Source organism: Pseudoalteromonas sp. TAE79 (assembly GCF_000498015.1).
Taxonomy (GTDB): domain Bacteria; phylum Pseudomonadota; class Gammaproteobacteria; order Enterobacterales; family Alteromonadaceae; genus Pseudoalteromonas.
This window is the reverse complement of the sequence record NZ_AUTL01000097.1, coordinates 23994-45245: the sequence shown is the minus strand read 5'-3', so window position 1 is coordinate 45245 and position 21252 is coordinate 23994. Positions and strand designations below refer to the sequence as shown.

The window sequence follows — 21252 nt, the reverse complement described above, 5'->3', positions numbered from 1 at the left end:
CAATAGAGCCTGTATCGGCTATAACAGGGCGGTAATCAAGGCCTAAACGCTCAAAAATATTACAATATGCTTTGTGCATCGCTTGATAAGTCGCATCTAAACACTCTTCACTTAAGTGAAAAGAGTAGGCATCTTTCATTGTAAATTCACGAGCACGCATTACACCAAAACGAGGACGACGTTCGTCGCGTACTTTAGTTTGTACTTGATATAAAGTAACTGGTAACTGCTTGTAGCTGCTTATTTCTTTACGTACGAAATCAGTTATTACTTCTTCGTGTGTTGGGCCAAGTGCAAATGTACGGTTATGACGGTCTGTAAAGCGCATAAGCTCAGGACCAAATTCATTCCAACGGCCAGACTCTTCCCACAAATCAGCAGGTTGAATAACAGGCATTAGCATTTCAATTGCACCCGCTTTGTCCATCTCTTCACGTACAATGTTTTCTACTTTACGTAGCACGCGTAAACCAGAGGGTAACCAAGTGTATAAACCCGAAGCGACGCGACGGATCATACCGGCTCTAAGCATTAACTGATGCGACACGATTTCAGCATCTGATGGCGTTTCTTTAAGTGTTGCGAGTATATATTGGCTTGTACGCATGTTTTTTCCGAAATAGAGTAATTATATTCTTTTAATAGAGCTTAAGTTTACCAGCGGATGCTTTTACACTAAAGCGCTAACTGAGTTATTTAGTTTTTTTCTATGCTTGTTACTACGTTATGCTCGCCATTGACTTGCCAGCGAATATTATAATTATACAAAGTCATACCATAGCTCTGCTCGCCGTCTTTTTGTTTTTTATATGCAGGGCGGGGATCTTGTTTTAAAACATTGGCAATAAAATCATGTAAATCTGGGTATTGTGTTTGCGCATTAACAAACTCAATTGCTTGAGGGCTAAATTCAACCGTCATTTGTGTTTCTGGGCGCGTGTCAGCAAAGCCAGCACTTGCATCCGGCATAGAGTCTGAATACGGCAAATACGGTTTTATGTCAATAATCGGTGTGCCATCAAGTAAATCAATGCCAGCGAGTAATAAGCTAAGTTGTCCGTTTTTATATTCAATACCTTCAAGTTTTACGGCGCTCATTCCAATTGCGTTTGGTCTGAATGTAGCACGGGTCGCAAATACACCTTTTCGCTCATTGCCACCCAAACGAGGCGGGCGCACCATGGCAGAATAACCTTTATCGGCTGTTTCATGAAAACGAAATAACAACCATATATGAGTAAATTCATCTAAACCACGTACAAACTCTTCGCGATTAAAATCGGGGGCAAATATAAGCTTTGCTTTAGCTTGTGGCACTAAACGTGGTTGCCTAGGTATAGCAAACTTTTGTTTATAAGGAGATTGAATGTGGCCAATAGCCGAAATGGTATAATCGCTCATAGTACTCGGGTACAAATAAAATAGAGCGCTATTCTACCCGCATTTAACATTTATGGCATTAATGTAAGCAAGTTTATTGCGTATACCAATTTTATTAAAAATATGATTATTCTACCGCATTAAATAGCGCACTTACTTTGTTAAGAATTATTCATAGTTGACTGTATGGATGCAGGAGGTAGAGCAATGCAGGGAGCAATTTGTGATAACAACTATAAATTATATTTGCCTTGTTATTGCGCTATTTTCTTAGTGTTATAATAGAACGCTTATTTAATGCAATTGGCATTATAAACTATACGGTTTAAAGTTATTTATTGGACTGATTGGTTTATATTAATATATTTAAAAAGAGCCTAAAACAAAAAAGGTAAGCCCTAAGGCTTACCTTTTATACATACTAAAAACTAATTAAAACATGTATTGAACTGATACAGACGCTACATCCATATCTGGGTCAATATCGTCATCAAGTTTATAGCGTTCGTACTCTAAACGAAACTGTACATTTGTTGTAAGCGCGTATTCAATACCAGCGCCGTAAAATGCATCACCACCATCTGTAGACGCTGATACGCCACCTACTGGTAAATCTTGTGTGTAATCTGCATCCCATTCAAGCCAACCGCCTTTTGCATACACAGAAAAGCTTTCTGTTATAGGGTAGCCCAAACGTGCGGCAAGGGATACGCCATCAATTTCAGCTTTGCTGTCTATATCACTTACTTCATCAAAGTTTTGATAAGCAAGCTCTAAGCTTAAGTACTCGTTAAATTGTGCACCAACGTAACCCTTAAGCATTTGAGCATCGTCGTCAAAGTCAGTGTCGTTGTCACTGTCTTCAAATTCAAAAGAATATTGACCGTAACCGATACCAGTATAAATACGTGGAGAATCGAAATCAGAAATGTCAGCGTGTGCTGCAGAGTTAAAACCCAGTGTTGCTAGTGCAATAGCTGAAAGAGAAAGTGTTTTAATCATTGAATAGCTCCTTTACAAAAAATAATCAAATGCTTGATTTCATTAATCAAACTTCAATTATCTACTTGCAGCGAGCGTGCCAATATTAAAATGAATTAAAAACACGCCTTAATTAATTCTTTTGTATTGGTTTTTACGGTGTTTAGCGTGTTTTATAATCAAAGTGAACTTTTGTGTAATTGAGTACTTTAAAATAAGTTGTATGTTTTACAAAGTATAATGAGTTTTTTACATAGCCTGAATTATTTAAACTAGTAATTACACTGTATGAAGCAAGTTTTCTGTTTCAATTGCTATTTCTTTCATTTTTATAGCGTAATTTTCTAATTTAATATCTTCTTCTGTTACAGCTTTAAACGAAGGCACTTCTATAGGGTAACCCGTTTCATCCATTGCGATAAAGCTGATAACACAATGATTTGTTTCAACCATATTTTGTGTTTTTGGATCGCCACAACGCACTTGTATAAATATTTGCATACTACTTCTACCCGTATGGGCAATTTTAGCTTCTACTTCGACTATTTGACCTACTAGAATTGGGCGTCTAAATTTAACACCCGCAACCGAAACCGTTACGCAGTAGTGACCACTCCAACCCGCAGCACATGCATAGCCTGCTTGGTCAATCCATTTCATGACGGCCCCACCATGAACTTTACCACCAAAATTAACATCGGTAGGCTCTGCTAAAAAACGAAAAACAACTTTTGACGACGGCATAGATAATACTCATATTTATTAAAACTACTATTAGCATAACGTAAAAAAGGGGCCGAAGCCCCTGCAATTTAGGATATGTTTATAATTTATATGTAAAAATAGTACTTAAATACGTATCTAGCGCATAATTTAGTTACATATTCGGGTAGTTTGGTCCACCAGCGCCTTCAGGTGTTACCCATGTAATGTTTTGACTAGGGTCTTTAATATCACAGGTTTTACAATGCACACAGTTTTGAGCGTTTATAACAAACTCTTTACTGCCTTCTACTTCTTGCACTTCGTAAACGCCTGCTGGGCAATAACGCTGTGCAGGCTCATCAAATTTCAATAGATTTACGTTAATAGGGATTGACGGATCTTTGAGCTTTAAATGACAAGGCTGTGATTCTTCGTGATTCGTATTTGATAAAAACACACTTGAAAGTTTATCAAAGCTCAATTTCCCATCTGGTTTTGGATACGCTATTTTGTCAGCGGCGTTAGCATCTACAAGGGTAGAGTGATCGGGCGTATTATCTTTAAACGTAAACGGTAAAGCGCCATTAAAGATGTTTTGATCAAGCGTGTTATACGCACCCCCTACAAACTTACCTAATTTGTGCATAGCAGGGCCAAAGTTACGAGATTGATATAACTCTTTATATGCCCACGATTGCTCAAACGCAGTTTGATAATTAGCTAAATCGGTATTTGCCAACTCATTTTGCAATGCTTCAAAAATAACCTCAGCGGCAATCATTCCTGATTTCATTGCGGTGTGATTACCTTTAATTTTTGCAAAATTAAGTGTGCCTGCATCGCACCCTATAATTAAGCCACCAGCAAAATGCATTTTTGGTAATGAATGTAAACCGCCCTTAGCAATAGCACGCGCACCGTAAGCAATGCGTTCTGCGCCTTCAAGTACGTTTTTAAATACTGGATGGTGCTTCATTCGCTGAAACTCATCGAACGGGCTTAAATGTGGGTTTGAGTAATTTAAGTCAACAATTAAACCAACAACAACTTGATTGTTTTCAGTGTGATACATAAATGCACCACCATTAGTATCGCCGCTAAGTGGCCAACCAGTACCATGAACAACTTTGCCAAGCTCATGCTTACTTTCATCAATTTGCCAAATTTCTTTAAAGCCTAAACCGTAATGTTGTGGCGATGAATCTGCATCAAGTGCAAACTCATTAATTAGCTGCTTACCTAAATGACCTCGGCAGCCTTCTGCAAATATAGTGTATTTTGCACGAAGCTCCATGCCTGGCATGTAACCGTCTTTTTCATTACCGTCTTTGTCGACTCCCATATCGCCAGTAATAATGCCTTTTACTGCTTTATCTTCAATTATTAAAGAGTGAGCACTAAATCCTGGGAATATATCTACGCCTAAGTTTTCAGCTTGCTCTGCAAGCCATCGACATACATTACCCATAGACACAATGTAGTTACCATCATTATGGAATGTTTTAGGCGTAGCAAAGTGGGGGATTGGTGTCGCTTTTTGCTCGTTATTAAACCAATAAATTTCATCATTAGTTACTTTGGTTGTAACCGGTGCGCCAAGCTCTTGCCAATTGGGTAGTAGTTCATCCAAAGCTCTGGTTTCAAAAACAGCACCAGAGAGTACATGTGCACCTACTTCAGAACCTTTTTCGACTACGCAAATCATGCACTCTTGTTGTTTTTCTTGTGCTAATTGCGCGAGTTTAATTGCACTTGAAAGCCCAGCAGGGCCTGCACCAACAATTACTACATCAAATTCCATGGTTTCACGTTCGACCATAATAACCTCTTTATCTATGACGGACTTATTTGAATGTTTACTACGCATTTAAATAAGGTGTACAGCCTATTTATAACCTTGCAAATTAAACGTTACAGACTGTGAATAGTTAAAGGTTATTTTAGGTTGACGTTTACGTCAACAGGAAGTAGTCTAATTTCATAAAATAAATAGGTTGACGTGCACGTTACCTTGTAGGTTTAAATAATTATGGAGTTCCTATGAAAGTTCTCGTACCAATAAAAAGAGTGATTGATTACAACGTAAAAGCACGCGTTAAAAGTGATAACAGCGACGTTGATTTAACCAACGTTAAAATGGCAATGAACCCGTTTTGTGAGATTGCTATAGAAGAAGCAATTCGCCTTAAAGAAGCCGGTACCGCCACTGAAGTGGTTGCCGTAACTATTGGTCCAAAAGCATCACAAGAACAATTACGCACAGCATTAGCATTGGGCGCTGACAAAGCCATTCACATCGAAACCGATGAAAAGCTCGAGTCACTTCATATTGCAAAACTACTCGCTAAAATTGTAGAGCAAGAAACGCCTGAACTTGTCATTTTAGGTAAACAGTCAATCGATTCAGATAATAACCAGACAGGTCAAATGCTAGCGGCTTTAACTAAACGTGGCCAAGGTACATTTGCATCCAAGGTTGTTATTGAAAATGGCAAAGTAAACGTGACCCGCGAAGTTGATGGGGGCCTGCAAACGGTAGCACTTAATTTACCGGCGGTTGTTACAACTGATTTACGCTTAAACGAGCCTCGTTACGCATCACTGCCAAATATTATGAAAGCCAAACGTAAGCCGCTTGAAGTAATAGCAGCTGATTCGCTTGGTGTTGATTTAACACCGCGTATTCAATTAATAAGTGTAGAAGAGCCAGCTAAACGTACCGCAGGAATTATTGTTGAAGACGTTGCACAGCTTGTAGAAAAATTAAAAACAGAGGCAAAGGTGATTTAAATGAAAACACTCGTAATTGCAGAGCACGACAACGGTGCCTTAAAACCAGAAACTTCAAAAACTATTAACGCTGCAGTAAAAATGGGTTTTCCTGTTGATGTACTTATTGCAGGGAATAGCCTAAGCGCAATGAGCTCACAAGTGGCCAGCATTGATGGCGTAGCTAATGTTTTAGTTGCCGATAATAGCGTTTATGAACATCAGTTAGCTGAGAGCATGACCGATTTAGTTTTATCGCTTAGCGACACGTACAGCCACATTGTTGCAAGTGCAACGACAACAGGCAAAAACTTTATGCCACGAATTGCTGCGTTATTAGATGTTGCGCAAATTTCTGAAATTATCGCAGTAGTGGACGCAGATACATTTAAACGTCCAATTTATGCAGGTAATGCAATCGCCACGGTTAAATCACTCGACAGTAAAAAAGTAATTACCGTACGTGCCAGTAGCTTTGATTTACAAGGTGAGCAATCAGCTGCTGCTATAACAAGCATTGATACAGTGTCTGATTCGCAATTAAGTAGCTTTGTAAGTGTTGAACAAACCGAGTCTGAACGCCCTGAACTTACGGCNCTGCCACTGTCGTTATATCGGGTGGTCGCGGTATGCAAAACGGTGAAAACTTTGCACTACTTAATGGTATTGCCGATAAACTCGGTGCTGCGATTGGTGCGTCGCGCGCAGCGGTTGATGCAGGCTTTGTACCTAACGACATGCAAGTTGGGCAAACAGGTAAAATTGTAGCACCTAATTTATACATTGCAGTAGGTATTAGCGGTGCTATTCAGCATTTAGCCGGTATGAAAGACTCAAAAGTAATCGTCGCGATTAATAAAGACCCTGACGCACCTATTTTTCAAGTTGCAGATTACGGTTTAGTGGCTGATTTGTTTGAAGTACTGCCACAGTTAGAGAGTGCTTTATAGCGCTTAATTAAGCAAAATTTATTCTGGTTGAAAGCCGTGGTGCTCTTTGAGTGCTGCGGCTTTTTTATTCGGTAAATTAAAGACACAAAAAAACCAGCCAATTGGCTGGTTTTTAGTATTTATAAACGGCTAACTTAGTATTAGTAAGTTGCGCTGCCTTTAGTACGAGGGAAGGCAATAACGTCACGTACGTTGCCCATACCTGTTACATAAGCAACTAAGCGTTCAAAGCCTAAACCAAAGCCTGAGTGCGGCACGCTACCGTATTTACGTAAATCGCGGTACCAGCTGTAATCTTCTTTGTTTAAGCCCATTTCTTCTAAACGCGCATCAAGCACATCAAGGCGTTCTTCACGTTGTGAACCACCAATGATCTCGCCAATACCAGGCGCTACTACGTCCATTGCGGCAACGGTTTTACCGTCTTCGTTTTGGCGCATGTAGAATGCTTTAATGTCACGAGGGTAGTTTTTAATAACTACCGGTGCTTTAAAGTGCTCTTCTGCGAGGTAACGCTCGTGCTCAGACTGTAAATCTACACCCCATTCAACTGCGTACTCAAACTTTTTACCACAATTTTTAAGGATTTCTACAGCGTCTGTGTAATCAACTTGTGCAAAGTCTTTGTCTACAAATTCTTCTAAACGTGTAATTGCGGTTTTTTCTACACGTTGTGCAAAAAATTCCATATCATCACGGCGCTCTTCAAGTACGGCTTTAAACACATACTTAAGCATGTTTTCAGCAAGTTTTGCTATGTCTTCTAAATCAGCAAACGCTACTTCAGGTTCTACCATCCAAAATTCTGCAAGGTGGCGAGATGTATTTGAATTCTCTGCGCGGAATGTAGGGCCAAATGTATAAATTTTTGACATTGCAGACGCGTAAGTTTCGCCATTTAACTGGCCAGATACAGTAAGGAATGCTTCTTTACCGAAGAAATCTTCGCTGTAATCAACATCGCCTTTATCTGTAAGTGGTAAGTTTTGCATATCTAGCGTTGATACACGGAACATCTCACCCGCGCCTTCACAGTCACTTGCCGTAATGATTGGCGTGCTGATCCAGTAAAAGCCTTGCTCGTGGTAAAAACGGTGAATAGCTTGTGCTAAACAGTTGCGTACACGAGTTACCGCGCCAATCATATTTGTACGAGGGCGAAGGTGAGCGTGCTCACGTAAGTACTCAATGCTGTGGCGCTTTGCCGACATTGGGTATGAATCTGGGTTTTCTACCCAACCTAACACATTCACTGAGTTAGCTTGAATTTCGTAAGATTGACCTTGGCCAGCAGATTGAACTAAAACACCAGTAACCGACACAGAACAACCGGCTGTTAAGCTAGTAACTTCATCATAATTATTCAGTGAATTAGGAACTACCGCTTGAATAGGATCAAAACACGAACCGTCATGAACGGCTAAAAATGAAATTCCTGCTTTTGAATCGCGGCGAGTACGGATCCAGCCTTTAATTGTTACTTGGCTGTCTACCGCAACATTGCCTTTTAATAGCTCTGAAATCGCTAAATGGCTCATCTTCACTCCAATGATATAAGTTGCCTAACTATTTTATTTTAACTGTGCGCAACACGCGGGCATAAATTGCACATAAACGGCGCTGCACTTGAACCCTGTATCTTACCTAGTAAAGTTAAATAAAAAAACTATTGTGGGCAACTCTTTAAAAGTTTTTATGCATGCGGTTTATTTTTAAACAGTTTTTAGAGTTTAATTGCCACTATTATGATTTGTTGCTCTGAAATTTAATGATTTTGTGGCATTATTAAAGTCCAAACTAAATTAATATTTATTCACCCTTAAAAAATCGATGCTATGAAACAAGTTTTTATTTTACGAGGACTACCAGGAAGTGGTAAGTCTTACTACGCGCAAAGCCTTGCTGACGAATTAGGTGGAGCCGACGAAAGTCAGTATCTAATTTGCTCAACTGATGATTACTTTAATAATGAGCAGGGCGAATATCATTTCGATAAATTTAAGTTACCACAATTTCATAATTTAAATTTGGCGCGCTTTATAAATGCACTTGCTCAAGGCATTCCATTGGTGATTGTAGATAACACCAATATTAAAAAGTGGGAATTTATAGCTTACTCTCAAGCTGCCGTTGCTTTAGGTTATCAAGTAAAAGAAGTGATAGTGGGTGAAGTAAAAGACAAAGCTATGCAGCACCTATACGCTAAACGAAACTCACATAATGTGCCGCTAAAAACTATAAGTAAAATGGCCTACATGTTTGAGTGGTAATCACTTAGAGATTAGATAAGGCTTTTATATCGCATTGTGTAATGGCATCTAAATGAGCAGTGATTTTTTCATTGCTCCAATCCCACCAAGCTATATCTAGCAGCGTATTAATTGTTTTATCGTCAAATCTGGTTTTTATCACTTTAGCGGGATTTCCACCTACAACGCTATAAGCAGGTACATCGCAGGTAACAACTGATTTACTGGCAATAATAGCGCCGCTGCCAATTTTTACCCCGGGCATAATTGTAGCGTTATAACCAATCCAAACATCATGACCAATTTCTGTATTGCCTTTAAAGGGTAAATCATTTGATTTTGGTACAAATTTTTCCCAGCCATTACCAAATATAAAAAATGGATAAGTAGAAAATCCAGAAGTTTGATGGTTAGCGCCATTCATTATAAAAGTAACGTCTTTAGCTATCGCACAAAACTTACCTATGATCAGACGATCCCCAATAAAATCGAAATGGTAAAGCACATTTTTTTCAAAATTCTCAGGGCCATCAGGATCGTCATAATATGTATAATCGCCTACTTCAATATTGATAGAAGTAATATAGTTTTTTAAAAAACCTACTTGAGGAAAACCTTCCATTGGTGAAGGATTATTGGGGTTTGGTCCGTTCATGGGGTTTCCTCTTAATTTTGAGTTAGGTATAGATATTAATCTATAGATTTATAAACCGCTAATGGGTGCGAGGTACTTAGTGATACATGCACTTCGTCGCCTGGGTTTACCACAACTTCATGGCTTACTCGGCTAGTTACAACCGTAGAGCACGCAAGTTTTACAGCGCACAAGCGGCTGCCACCTTCAAAGCGTACCCAAATTACTTCGCCGTTATTGCCAACACTGCTTTGTACAAGTAACACATCGTCTGGTCGAAGTAGTACATCAACGTCGCCACTTTCACAGTCAACGCCATGAGCGGGCGCATTACCAATTGAGGTAGTGGCTTGTCCTTGGCTAAATTGGCCGCTAATAAAGCTGGCTTCACCTAAAAAGCGTGCCACAAAGCGATTATTTGGCGTGCTAAAGCAGCGCTCTGGCGTGTCAATTTGCTGAATTTTGCCGCCTTTTAGCACACCAACACGATCGCCAACTGAGAGTGCTTCTTCTTGGTCGTGTGTTACCCAAATCGCCGGTACGCCAGCGGCTTTAAGTGCGTTTCTAATATCCCAACGAAGCATGTCTTTAAGAGCGGCATCTAAGTTTGAAAGCGGCTCATCAAGTAATACAAAGTCAGGTTGGTGGGCAAGGGTACGCGCAAGTGCAACGCGCTGCTTTTGTCCGCCAGAAAGCGTTGCTGGTTTTTTGTCTCTAAAATCGCTCAACCCAAGTAGGTTTATCCAATACTCAGCAGGGGCTGTATCTTTTAATCTAAAGCAAATGTTTTGCTGTACGGTTAAGTGCGGAAATAACGCAAAATCTTGAAATACCATGCCTACACTGCGTTTTTCAGGAGGTATTGTTAATTTGGGTGTAGCGCGCCATTTACCTGTGTTTATTTCGCCTTCGCTAATAGGTATAAGGCCAGCAAGGGCTTGTAAAATTGTACTTTTACCACAACCTGTTGGCCCTACAAGCATAAGGATTTCGTTTTCACCCAGCGAAAAGTTTAAATCGCTTACTACGCGGTTACTGCCATAATCTATAGACAACTGACTTACAGATAGCATTGTTTCTTAAATCCTTAATGTTCAAACTGGTTGCGTTTTTCGCCAGACATCATAATAGCTAACCCGCAGGCAGATATCACTACTAACAATAATCCAGGAATAGCGGCGCGACCAAAATAGCCCGCTTCGTATACACGCCATAAATATGTAGAGAGGGTTTCAAACCCTGTTGGGCCAAGTAGTAGCGTGGCTTCTAGTTCGCGCATTGACTCTAAAAACACCAGTGCTGCACCGGCAATAATACCGCGCATAGTTAAAGGCAGTGTTATGCGAGTAAATACTTCACGTGGGCTTGCCCCTAATACGCGCGCAGACTTCACTAAGCTTGGATCTAAGTGTTCGGTGCTTGTTCTAACAGAGCCTACAGCAAGTGGTAAAAATCGCAGCATATAAGCAATAATAAGCAATCCCAGTGTTTGATATAAAAACGGCAACTGCAAACCACCGTAAACAAGCGCTGTGCCCATTACTATACCCGGAATACCAAAACCAAAGTAAGTAACACGCTCCATTATACGACCCGCTTTTCCACTCAGTGCAGCATGTGCAACAGGGATCGCAACGATAACGGCTACAATTGCCGCAATACCCGATGCATACGTAGAGTTCCATGCAATATTAAAATCAAATGAGCTAAAACCATCGCGAGCTAACCAAAGCGAAAATATAGCCAAAGGCAAGCCAATAGCAAGCAGTAAAACAGGTATAAACGTAACAAACATGGCACTTAGTTGTACTTTACTTGGAAATAAAATTAACGGGCGACCATGGCGCTCAGGCGCTGTTTTTATTTGTGATTCAACTAAAAGTAAAAAACCGACAATAACCATCAGCTGAAGTGAAAGCATTGCAGCGCGTCCTAACGCAAAGGCGTTGTATTCAACATAAATTACGCGGGTAAAGGTATCTAAGCGCATCATTGCCGGCGTGCCAAAGTCTGATAACGTATAAAGCGCGACTAACAATGAGCCTGCTGCAATACCGTTAACTACGCGCGGTAATATAACTTTAAATATACTTTGCGTCATCGACATGCCCAGCGTTCGTGCGGCATTAACCATGCTTGCGTCAAGGCTCAGTAGGGATGAGCGAGTTGTCATCATTACAAACGGGAAGGTATAAAGTGTCATTACAATGGCGGCACCTGTTAGGCCATACATTGATGGTGTTTCTATTCCTGTTAAGGTGTTTATTTCGCCACCGGGGCCAAAAGCAGCATAAAGTGTAAATGCGCCAATATAACTGGGAATTGCCAGTGGGGCTGCAAATACAACCAGCCAGAGCTTTTTAAATGGTAAATGCACATACGCGCTAATAAACGCCAGTGGCACACCAATTAAAATAGACCCAAGTACCGTTAAACCCATTAACGATAAGGTGTTACCTAAAATTTGCAGGTTGTGGGTGTCAAACACTGAGCTCGCATCGCTTGCAAGCACAATTAATACATAAACAGGGGTAAGCGCAACAAGCGCTGCAAGCAGCGCCATTGGATAAGAGGCAGGTATTTTCATTACAATACGCCGCTGCTTCGCATCAAATCTATAGTAGGGCGTAAATCAGCTAGCTGTGTTAAATCTACTTTAGGTGGAGAAATATTAGCAAGTGACGGTAAACCCTCAGGTTGGGTAATACCATTTACTAACGGAATTTCGTACGCTTCACTGGCTAAGTAACCTTGTACTTCTTTACTTAGTAAGTAACGCATAAAGTTAGTTGCAAGCGGATCGTCGTTAAGCGCTAATACACCCGATGCATTAACTAAACAGCCCGCATCATTTTGTGTAAATGCTAAATCTAGCTTGGCATTAGGTTTACCTGATTTTAAACGCAAAGTGTAATAGTGATTAGCAAAACCAATATCAACTTCACCGCGTTCAACGCCCATAACAACACCTAGCTCGCCGGCGTATGTTTTAGCACGTTTTTGAATCTTTTTAAGCCACTTAGCGGTTTTGTCATCGCCTTCTAAGATTCGCATTGCGGTTACAAACGATTGAAAAGAAGCGTAGGCGGGNCGCCCAGCCAATACTTAAATCGCTGTCGGCAATTTCCATAATACTTGTTGGAATTTGATCTTTAGTCAAACGCGACGTGTTATATGGCAATGTACGAATACGGCCAGTTACAGGTGCCCACTCTTTATATCTAAATTGTGGTTGTAACTGAGCAGATAAATCACCTGGGATAGGTTGTGCAAGGCCAGCATCGGTTACTAAACCAATTGCGCCTGAATCAACTGCCCAAAATAAATCAGCGCGGCGAACGCCAGCTTTAGCTTCTGCAACAATGGTATTTGCTAAAGCAGCAGTAGGACCTCGGCGTATACCGAGTTTAAAGTCTGGATTTTTTTTCTGGATTGCTTGTAATACGTTTTCATACAAACCACCTTCGCCTCGGCCTAAATAAAGCGTTAACTCGCCTTTAAGCTTTGGTAAATCGTCAACAGAAACAGGGTTTGCTATATCAGCGGCTAGCGCACGAGAAAGAGGCAGTGGCAATGAGCCAACCACCCCTAACGCGGCTAGGCCTTGAATAAAGGTCCTACGCTTCACTTAAAATACATCCTTACGTGCTTTTTCGGCTTTTTCTATTAAAACCTTAGCGCGGTCTAATTTTGTTTGCATATCACTGATCACATCGCGTACTTCGTCTACGCTTTTGCTGTTTGTAATGGCTTGTGGCAGTGTTACGTTAAAGTCTTTTTCCAGCACTTCAACTAGTTTTGCATCTTGTTCAATAAGAGTTCCTTCAACGCCTTCAAACAGGTGCAGATAAGTATCGTGAACAATTTCAGTTGCTTCGTCTCGTAAACGCTCAGCAAATTTAGCTACTACACGGTCTAATTTGTGCTTAATTTCATCAATTGTGGCACTTTGTGTCATTTGAGTTGTAGCGGTTGCTTTTACTGTGTCTAACAAGCCTTTTTGCTGGAATTTTGCAGCAAGCTTAACAGCCCCAAGGCCTTGCCACAAGGCTATGTTCATCGCTTTTTGCTGTTTACGAACTTCCTCAGCAGGCTCTTTATTATCAATGGCCATTTTTACGCCATAAAGACCCTGCCAAATAGAAGCGTATACTGGTACAAAGTTAGTTTCTATTGCACTGTGAAACTTAACTGATTCCCAATATTCAATTAAATCATCAGTTTTTACAGCTTTTGCGCCTTTAGTATCGTAGTCGCTTACCATGGTATCAACTTTGCCTACCATCCATTCTACTTCTTCTGCGTAACTTTTAAGGTTAGCTTGAAGATGATTAACATGCTCGCCAATAGGGCCGTTAGCTAATACTGGTTGAGCCATAAACGCCGAGGCTAGTAAAAGGCTTGCACCTAAAGTTTTGGCTGGTTTAAATAGTAATTTCATAGCAAAGAAGTCCAAAAGGTAATTGTAAATGATAGACATTATCATATAGCTAATGGTTAACGAGATCAATAACTACAAACTCGCTTAATAGATAAAAACACTAAATGTAGCGGTAGGTTACAGCAAATAGCGCTATAACCTGTATTAGGATTAGTTATTGAGACCGACTATTAAGCGTAATGTTTGCCTTTAATGGCATTATAAATGGCATCACACAGTGTTTTTATACTTGTGTCGTCACTTATATACGGTGGCATAAGGTAAATTAGTTTACCGAATGGGCGTATCCATACACCTTGCTCTACAAAATAAGCCTGAATTTTAGCAACATCAACATTGCCCGCAGCCTCGTTCAATTCAACAACGCCTATTGCTCCTAAGGTACGCACATTGGCAACCGCATTTAGTTCACTGCATTTATTAAGTTGTTGTAGCTGGGTGTTTAGCTGCTTTATTCGTTGTTGCCAGTTTTTCTCAAGTAATAAATCAATACTTGCGCAGGCCGCTGCACAGGCAAGCGGGTTACCCATAAACGTAGGGCCGTGCATTAAAACACCGGCTTCACCTTCGCTTATGCCAATGGCTATTTTATCACNTTGTTATAGTGGCCGATAGCGTCATTGAGCCGCCGGTTAATGCTTTACCAATACACATTATATCGGGCTCTATATTGGCGTGCTCTACAGCAAATAATTTACCTGTACGGCCAAAGCCTGTGGCAATTTCGTCGCAAATTAACAGTACGTTATATTGGGTGCATAATTTACGTACGCAGGCTAAATAATCAGGGTGATAAAAGTTCATACCCCCCGCGTTTTGTACTATTGGCTCAATGATAAAGGCGGCTACTTGGCTGTGGTTTGCTTTAAAGTATTCTTCAAGCTCTTGGGCTTCAGTTTGGTTAAACTCGCTCCCAAATTGACTAACCGGTGCAGGCACAAATACGTGTTCAGGTAAAAATCCTGAATACAAACTATGCATTGAGTTAACTGGGTCGCATACGCTCATGGCTGCAAAGGTGTCGCCATGGTAGCCCTTGTAAGGTGTCATTAATTTTTGTTTTGTTGTAATGCCTTGGCTTAACCAATATTGCAGCGCCATTTTTATTGCTACTTCAACACTTACCGATCCGCTGTCGGCTAAAAACACTTTAGTTAAACTAGGCGGCGTTATATTTACTATTTTTTTGCACAGCTCTACCGCGCTGTTATGCGTAATACCGCCAAACATAATGTGGCTCATATTATTAATTTGCTCAATCATGGCGTTATTTATAACAGGGTTGTTATAGCCATGTATTGCGCTCCACCACGAGGCCATGCCATCGATTAATTGCTCGCCAGTTTCGAGGTGAATAATATTGTGATTAGCATGTGTAACGGGGTATACCGGAATTGGCTTGGTCATAGACGTATATGGATGCCAAATGTGCTCACGATCAAAACCAAGGTCAATCGTATTCTTTTTAATCATATGTAAACTTTAACTTGGTGGGCTTCGTTGACAATGGTACTTCAACTCGTAGACTAAGCCAATATCACCGTTATGAAAAAAATAAGAGAGTATTATGGAACTTGCACCTGTTCGTCACGATTGGACCCACGCTGAAGTTAAAGCATTATTTGAAATGCCATTTAACGATTTACTTTTTAAAGCCGCATCGGTTCACCGTGCTAACTTCAACCCAAATGAAGTGCAAATTTCTACGTTGTTATCAATTAAAACAGGCGCTTGCCCAGAAGACTGTAAGTACTGTCCGCAGTCGGGGCATTACCGAACAGATTTAGAACGCGAACGCTTAATAGAAGTAGAAAAAGTAGTAGAGCAAGCACGCCTTGCAAAACAAAAAGGCGCTACCCGTTTTTGTATGGGGGCTGCATGGTCAGATCCAAAAGACAGAGACATGCCATACATTTCGCAAATGGTTAAAGAAGTAAAAGAGCTAGGGTTAGAAACCTGTATGACGCTAGGTAAACTCACAAACGAAAAAGCCCATGAGCTTAGAGACGCAGGGCTTGATTACTACAATCATAACCTTGACACGTCACCTGAGTATTACGAGCAAATTATATCAACCCGTACTTTTCAAGATAGATTAAATACCATTGACCACGTACGCGATGCCGGTATGAAAGTATGCTCAGGCGGAATAGTCGGTATGGGTGAGCAAGCAAGCGACCGTTTTGGACTACTTATGCAACTAGCTAATTTGCCACAACAGCCAGAAAGTGTGCCTATTAATATGCTCGTTAAAGTTAAAGGCACTCCGCTTGAAAACGTAGACGATTTAGATCACTTTGAATTTATACGTACCATAGCAACAGCGCGCATTATGATGCCACACAGTTATGTACGTTTATCGGCAGGGCGTAACGCCATGAACGAGCAAATGCAATCGATGTGCTTTTTTGCAGGCGCTAACTCAATATTTTATGGTGATAAACTCCTTACCACCGAAAACCCAGACGCTGATGCCGATATGAACCTAATTAAAAAATTAGGTATGAACCCAGAAAAACGTCACGACTATTCAGACGAAGCAGTTGAAGCCTCGCTTTCATCGCAAGTAGCCGACAAAGCAACCTCTGAATTGTTTTACGAAGCGTAGGCTTATATCAATGCCTTTTGATTTTATAAATACGCATCTGCAGGCTCGCCAGCAAGGTGCGTTACTTCGTAAACGCCACGTAGTACATCACGCTACAGCGCGCACCATAACGGTTAATAATAAAACCTACCTTAACTTTGCCAGTAACGACTACTTAGGCTTTGGTGATGTGGCTGTTAATCTTAATGACTCCCACGCATTAGGGAGTCACAGCTCAGCATTGGTTACGGGTTATCAGGCCCAGCAAAAAGCGCTTGAACAATACTTATGTGAGCAATTTGGTTATGGCGCAGCAATGCTATTTAACTCAGGGTTTAGCGCTAATAGCAGCGTAATTAAAGCGTTGTTTCAAGATAAAGCCGCTGCGCAAAACAGCGCTATTTTTCAAGATAAGTTAAATCATGCAAGCTTGATTGACGGTGCTATGCACTCAAACGCGGCATTAGTGCGTTTTAATCACAACGACATGAATCATTTACGTTCACGGCTCGAAAAATCAAAAGCGCAAAACAAGCTAATTATAAGCGAAGGCGTATTTTCGATGGATGGCGATACCGCGCCTCTTAAAGAATTACTCGTACTTGCAAAACAGCATAACGCATGGCTAATGATTGATGACGCACACGGTTTTGGTGCATTAGGTAAAACTGGTTTGGGCAGTTGCGAAGCGTTTATTACTCAAACGCTGCCAGATATATTAGTCATTACCTTTGGTAAAGCAGTGGCTAGTAGTGGCGCGTGTGTATTAGGCAGTAAACAGTTTATTGATTACATGCTGCAATTTAATCGCGATTACACGTATTCAACCGCTATGTCGCCGCTTATGGCAAGTCACACTCTTGCGCGTATTAAAAACATAAAAACAGCCAATGATAAACGCGATAAGCTAAATGCCAATATTGCATTATTTAAGCAACTCACTAAAACCCATAATATTGCTGTAATGCACTCAAACACAGCCATACAACCCATTGTATTAGGCTGCGCTGAGCAAACATTGCAAGCGGCAGATAAACTTAAACAGCAGGGAATATGGCTCACTGCAATTAGGCCGCCCACAGTTGCACATAACACCTCGCGTTTACGCATTACTTTAACCGCAGCACATACCGAGCAAGACATAACGCACTTAGTTAAGCATTTAGTAGGTGCAATAGCATGACTGCTCAGCCGGTATTAAAAACAGATTTAATACAAACACGTAAAGTAAAACCGTGCCTGGTGAGTAGCGAGTTAAATAGAGAGTTAAATGAAGAGTTAAATGAAGAGTTAAATAAAGAATTAATTAGCGAATTGAATAAAGAGCTAAGCAAGGAGCTTAAAAAGTCCACCCAAAGTAAGTTCTCAAAGGCGGCAGCGCGTTATAACACCCATGCAAATGTACAAAAACACGCAGCAAGCGATTTATTTTCACTTATAAAACCAGGCTTTAATAAAAATAAGCTTTGTGTTGATTTAGGCGCAGGTCCGCTTGTTAATACACATACATTACAAAGCATGTTTTCAAGCGTTGTGGCAATCGATTTAAGTTTAAATATGCTGCAAAGTAGTGATTTAACCACAACTAAAATATGTGCCGATATGGATAACTTACCGCTGCAAGCAAACAGTGTTGATGTTATTTACAGTAACTTTGCAGTGCAGTGGTCTGCTAATTTTTCGGCTTTAATGCAATCGCTTTACAGCATATTAAAACCAGGCGGGCAGGCGTACATAAGCACTGTGGTAGAGGGCTCACTTAACGAAATAAAAACAGCCTTTGCCGCGCTTGATTCTAACAGCCACATAAATACCTTTAATGGTGAACTGTATATAAACCAATCAGTCCAAAGTGCAGGCTTTACTATTAATAGTGCTAAAAAACGTATTTACACCGATGAATACACAACACCTTTAAAAGCTATTGCTTCAATTAAGGCTATTGGCGCTACCACGCAAAATCATACCAATACGCGCCAAGGGTTACTTACCAAATCGGCGCTACAAAAAGTATGCAGTGCGTATCCGCTTATAAATAATAAAGCATGTGTGTCTTATCATGTGGTGCTGTTATCATTAGAAAAAAGCCATTACAAAAAAGCGATTAATTGCTTAAGTTAAAACTTAAAATTAAACCAAACTTAGATTCAGATCATAAGGCAACGCATGAAAGAATTTTTTATAACAGGCACCGACACCGATGCCGGAAAAACCCACGTTACCAGTTTGCTATTAAAGTTACTTGCCCAACACAAAAAACAAGCCATTGGCTTTAAACCCCTTGCTGCTGGCTGCGAAATGGCATTCGATCAATTAGTAAACGCCGATGCCCTAATACTAATGGAAAGCGCAACAGTGAGCGCTAAATACGACGTAGTAAATCCGTTTGCGTTTGCACCGCCTATTGCGCCGCACATAGCAGCGGAGAAAGTTGGGGTTAGTATTACTATTGATAAACTAAGTGATGCTTATAAAAACGTAAAACAACAGGGTGCTAATTACATACTTACCGAAGGCGCGGGTGGTTGGGCACTACCAATTAATAATACAGACTATTTATACGATTGGGTAAAGGCTCAGCAGCTACCAGTAATACTCGTTGTAGGCATGAAGCTAGGTTGTTTAAATCATGCATTACTAACCGCTGCGCATATGCAAAGCATGGGTATAAACTGCGTTGGCTGGATTGCAAATCAAGTAGATAAAAATATGGACGAGTACCAAGCAAACCTTGATTCACTAAAAGCACGTTTACCGTTTCCAATACTTGCCATAAGCCCTTACAGCGAGCAAACGCCTAAGTTACAAATATACAAAAGCTTGTTTAGTGCGTTATCTATAAATACTTAAGTGGTTTTAAAAAAGTTACTTTTTTAGGTAAATCTTGAAATAGTCAGCCTTAGTACACATATAAACGTTTATAAATACAAAGCTTGCTCAAAAACAATGTTACTAAGGACATAACGACTATATGACGCCCCCATTTATTGAAAACTACGCCCCAGATGCGCACGTAAGCGCTGAGCCAAAAGCACTAAACTATGGCTTACCTAAAAAACGCGTAGGTATAATAGGTGGAGGCACAGCTGGCGCCACAATAGCCATTAGACTTGCTGCGTTAGGGTTAGAAACTTATGTGCTTGAAAAGAAAAAGTCGTTAATTGATGGCCCTCCAATGTGTCATTTGCACGCAGGTGGCAACTTATATCGTGAAATACCCGACGAAGACTGCATAGATTTACTCAAGCAATGTATAGATATTGCACGCCTTTATCCTCACACCATCGATGTTCGCCCCACAGTATTTGCCGTACCCAAGCGCGATGACGACTCACCGGAAGATTTATTTCCGCGTTTAAATAAATTAGTAAAAGCCTACAGCGAGCTTGTAGAGCAAGACAGCGCTAATAAAGTGTTAGGCGAGCCTGAGCATTATTTTCAGTTATATAGTTATAAGCAAATGCTAAAGCTTGCTAAGCAAAAACAAGTAGCCAAGCCCACGTCATTAGATGAGTGGATGATACCCGTTGCTAAGCATTTAGATTTAGATAAGCTAAAGTTTCCGCTTATTGTTGCACAAGAATATGGTTGGAATATTTTTCGTTTATCGGCCAGTGCACAACTAGCCCTTGCACAGTACAAACACGCTCATGTTTTAACAAGCACCAGTGTTAAAAACGTATCGCCAGTTATAGATACCAATAATGATAAGCAAACACTTAAGTGGCGCATTGAATACCAATCAGAGCCAAGCCTTGATGAACAACCTGATACATCAACTAATACACAAACCATTGAGGTAGATTACCTAATTAATGCGTGTGGTTTTCAAACCGGTATTATTGACGACCTCGTTGGGGTAGATGTAAAACGCATGGTTGAATTTAAAGCCTCTTACATTACTCATTGGCAAGGTGCTGGTGGGCAAATACCCGAAATAATTATTTATGGTAACCGTGGTACGCCAGAGGGCATGGCGCAGTTAACGCCTTACCCTAACGGGTATTTTCAAATACATGGCATGAATAACAACATTACATTGTTTAATGATGGCTTAGCTGATGCCACGTCAATGAGCGCACAGCCTAAACTTCCTAATAAATACCTGCATTATATTAAAGGTGGCTGGGATGAAGCAGCATTGCAAACACGTACCCAAACAGCAATTGATTATGTAGCCGAGTTTGTCCCTGCATTTAAAACTGCTAGCACACAAAATAATGCCTTGTATGGCGGGCAACAAATCCCGGGTGATGACGACACCTTGCGCGTAGCCGATGTAAGCTTATATTCGCATATTAGTTATGCACGGGCCGAAAATGTTAAAGCATCGTCAACGTTAATAGCGGCAGATCAAATAGTGGGTGAGTTTATAAAATTAGGAATAATAAGTAGCGATCCTGCTGTAAATCATCACCGCAGTACCCACCAATGGTCGTATCTTAAACATAATAGCGGCGAAAAAATTGACGAAGTTGCACGCATATTGGCACACGAGCGTGGTTTTCCAATTGATATGGCAGAGCTTAATAACAGCTTGTAATAAACTGATTTAT

General features: G+C 40.6%; 17 protein-coding genes and 3 pseudogenes. 8 read left to right on the top strand and 12 right to left on the bottom strand.

The annotated features are described in order from the left end of the window. From proS to L655_RS0105085, 5 genes are all read right to left on the bottom strand, one after another. Positions 1 to 607 (bottom strand): proline--tRNA ligase (gene proS, locus L655_RS0105105; RefSeq protein ID WP_024592596.1); only part of this gene is annotated, 607 nt, incomplete at its 3' end. An 89-nt stretch (positions 608 to 696) separates the two neighbouring features. Beyond that, complete coding sequence (gene tsaA, locus L655_RS0105100; protein WP_007586811.1) at positions 697 to 1401, bottom strand: tRNA (N6-threonylcarbamoyladenosine(37)-N6)-methyltransferase TrmO; 705 nt, start codon at positions 1399 to 1401, stop codon at positions 697 to 699. 411 nt (positions 1402 to 1812) lie between these two features. Further along, a complete protein-coding gene (locus tag L655_RS0105095; RefSeq protein WP_007586810.1) occupies positions 1813 to 2382 on the bottom strand; it encodes an outer membrane beta-barrel protein in 570 nt (189 codons plus the stop codon). Positions 2383 to 2640: 258 nt separating this feature from the next. Further along, positions 2641 to 3105, bottom strand: coding sequence for an acyl-CoA thioesterase (locus tag L655_RS0105090; protein ID WP_007586808.1), 465 nt, complete (start codon positions 3103 to 3105; stop codon positions 2641 to 2643). 133 nt (positions 3106 to 3238) lie between these two features. Then, entirely contained in the window at positions 3239 to 4885 is a 1647-nt protein-coding gene (locus tag L655_RS0105085) for an electron transfer flavoprotein-ubiquinone oxidoreductase (protein WP_024604314.1), read from the bottom strand. 221 nt (positions 4886 to 5106) lie between these two features. On the opposite strand from L655_RS0105085, the gene L655_RS0105080 reads away from it, so the two are divergent. After that, complete coding sequence (locus L655_RS0105080) at positions 5107 to 5856, top strand: electron transfer flavoprotein subunit beta/FixA family protein (protein WP_024604313.1); 750 nt, start codon at positions 5107 to 5109, stop codon at positions 5854 to 5856. Then, positions 5857 to 6785 (top strand): annotated as a pseudogene (locus L655_RS01000000125120) (FAD-binding protein). It begins immediately after the preceding gene. 140 nt (positions 6786 to 6925) lie between these two features. Here L655_RS01000000125120 and asnS read toward each other — a convergent pair. Next, complete coding sequence (asnS, locus tag L655_RS0105070; protein ID WP_024604312.1) at positions 6926 to 8323, bottom strand: asparagine--tRNA ligase; 1398 nt, start codon at positions 8321 to 8323, stop codon at positions 6926 to 6928. Between the two features lie 297 nt (positions 8324 to 8620). Between asnS and L655_RS0105065 the strand changes: the two genes are divergently transcribed. Next, positions 8621 to 9055 (top strand): ATP-binding protein, encoded by a 435-nt coding sequence (locus tag L655_RS0105065; RefSeq protein WP_002961231.1) that lies wholly within the window; start codon positions 8621 to 8623, stop codon positions 9053 to 9055. 4 nt (positions 9056 to 9059) lie between these two features. Here L655_RS0105065 and L655_RS0105060 read toward each other — a convergent pair whose 3' ends face one another. The 6 genes and pseudogenes from L655_RS0105060 to bioA all read right to left on the bottom strand — a co-directional run bounded on the left by L655_RS0105060 (position 9060) and on the right by bioA (position 15582). Further along, a complete protein-coding gene (locus L655_RS0105060) occupies positions 9060 to 9689 on the bottom strand; it encodes a Vat family streptogramin A O-acetyltransferase (RefSeq protein ID WP_024604311.1) in 630 nt (209 codons plus the stop codon). 35 nt (positions 9690 to 9724) lie between these two features. After that, positions 9725 to 10741, bottom strand: coding sequence for an ABC transporter ATP-binding protein (locus L655_RS0105055; protein ID WP_024604310.1), 1017 nt, complete (start codon positions 10739 to 10741; stop codon positions 9725 to 9727). 14 nt (positions 10742 to 10755) lie between these two features. Next, the gene (locus L655_RS0105050; protein ID WP_024604309.1) at positions 10756 to 12255 is read right to left on the bottom strand and encodes an iron ABC transporter permease; all 1500 of its coding nucleotides are present in this window, start codon (positions 12253 to 12255) and stop codon (positions 10756 to 10758) included. Then, positions 12255 to 13296, bottom strand: a pseudogene (locus tag L655_RS01000000125115) (extracellular solute-binding protein). Before L655_RS01000000125115 ends, L655_RS0105050 begins: the two are co-directional and overlap by 1 nt. Then, entirely contained in the window at positions 13297 to 14109 is an 813-nt protein-coding gene (locus L655_RS0105040; RefSeq protein ID WP_024604308.1) for a hypothetical protein, read from the bottom strand. A 170-nt stretch (positions 14110 to 14279) separates the two neighbouring features. Further along, positions 14280 to 15582, bottom strand: a pseudogene (bioA, locus tag L655_RS01000000125110) (adenosylmethionine--8-amino-7-oxononanoate transaminase). Between the two features lie 94 nt (positions 15583 to 15676). Between bioA and bioB the strand changes: the two are divergent. The 5 genes from bioB (at position 15677) to L655_RS0105010 (ending at position 21239) form a co-directional block, all read left to right on the top strand. After that, complete coding sequence (gene bioB, locus L655_RS0105030) at positions 15677 to 16717, top strand: biotin synthase BioB (RefSeq protein ID WP_002961242.1); 1041 nt, start codon at positions 15677 to 15679, stop codon at positions 16715 to 16717. A 10-nt stretch (positions 16718 to 16727) separates the two neighbouring features. Beyond that, positions 16728 to 17879: an 8-amino-7-oxononanoate synthase gene (locus L655_RS0105025; protein WP_024604307.1), complete on the top strand. Its 1152-nt coding sequence runs from the start codon at positions 16728 to 16730 to the stop codon at positions 17877 to 17879. Continuing rightward, complete coding sequence (locus L655_RS0105020; protein ID WP_024604306.1) at positions 17876 to 18817, top strand: methyltransferase domain-containing protein; 942 nt, start codon at positions 17876 to 17878, stop codon at positions 18815 to 18817. The genes L655_RS0105025 and L655_RS0105020 overlap by 4 nt, the downstream gene beginning before the upstream one ends. A 45-nt stretch (positions 18818 to 18862) precedes the next feature. Beyond that, on the top strand, positions 18863 to 19546 hold the full coding sequence (gene bioD / locus L655_RS0105015; RefSeq protein WP_024604305.1) for a dethiobiotin synthase: 684 nt from the start codon (positions 18863 to 18865) through the stop codon (positions 19544 to 19546). A 121-nt stretch (positions 19547 to 19667) separates the two neighbouring features. Continuing rightward, positions 19668 to 21239 carry an FAD-dependent oxidoreductase gene (locus tag L655_RS0105010; protein WP_024604304.1) on the top strand — a complete coding sequence of 524 codons (1572 nt, stop codon included), beginning with the start codon at positions 19668 to 19670 and terminating at the stop codon, positions 21237 to 21239. Positions 21240 to 21252 lie beyond the last annotated feature (13 nt).

Bases quoted from the DNA above. Each gene is read 5' to 3' on its own strand.
- L655_RS0105060 (WP_024604311.1), bottom strand. From the start codon at position 9,689: ATGAACGGACCAAACCCCAATAATCCTTCACCAATGGAAGGTTTTCCT.
- L655_RS0105095 (WP_007586810.1), bottom strand. From the start codon at position 2,382: ATGATTAAAACACTTTCTCTTTCAGCTATTGCACTAGCAACACTGGGT.
- L655_RS0105085 (WP_024604314.1), bottom strand. From the start codon at position 4,885: ATGGTCGAACGTGAAACCATGGAATTTGATGTAGTAATTGTTGGTGCA.
- L655_RS0105040 (WP_024604308.1), bottom strand. From the start codon at position 14,109: ATGAAATTACTATTTAAACCAGCCAAAACTTTAGGTGCAAGCCTTTTA.
- asnS (WP_024604312.1), bottom strand. From the start codon at position 8,323: ATGAGCCATTTAGCGATTTCAGAGCTATTAAAAGGCAATGTTGCGGTA.
- tsaA (WP_007586811.1), bottom strand. From the start codon at position 1,401: ATGAGCGATTATACCATTTCGGCTATTGGCCACATTCAATCTCCTTAT.
- L655_RS0105025 (WP_024604307.1), top strand. From the start codon at position 16,728: ATGCCTTTTGATTTTATAAATACGCATCTGCAGGCTCGCCAGCAAGGT.
- L655_RS0105080 (WP_024604313.1), top strand. From the start codon at position 5,107: ATGAAAGTTCTCGTACCAATAAAAAGAGTGATTGATTACAACGTAAAA.
- L655_RS0105050 (WP_024604309.1), bottom strand. From the start codon at position 12,255: ATGAAAATACCTGCCTCTTATCCAATGGCGCTGCTTGCAGCGCTTGTT.
- L655_RS0105055 (WP_024604310.1), bottom strand. From the start codon at position 10,741: ATGCTATCTGTAAGTCAGTTGTCTATAGATTATGGCAGTAACCGCGTA.
- L655_RS0105065 (WP_002961231.1), top strand. From the start codon at position 8,621: ATGAAACAAGTTTTTATTTTACGAGGACTACCAGGAAGTGGTAAGTCT.
- bioB (WP_002961242.1), top strand. From the start codon at position 15,677: ATGGAACTTGCACCTGTTCGTCACGATTGGACCCACGCTGAAGTTAAA.
- L655_RS0105090 (WP_007586808.1), bottom strand. From the start codon at position 3,105: ATGCCGTCGTCAAAAGTTGTTTTTCGTTTTTTAGCAGAGCCTACCGAT.
- L655_RS0105020 (WP_024604306.1), top strand. From the start codon at position 17,876: ATGACTGCTCAGCCGGTATTAAAAACAGATTTAATACAAACACGTAAA.
- bioD (WP_024604305.1), top strand. From the start codon at position 18,863: ATGAAAGAATTTTTTATAACAGGCACCGACACCGATGCCGGAAAAACC.
- L655_RS0105010 (WP_024604304.1), top strand. From the start codon at position 19,668: ATGACGCCCCCATTTATTGAAAACTACGCCCCAGATGCGCACGTAAGC.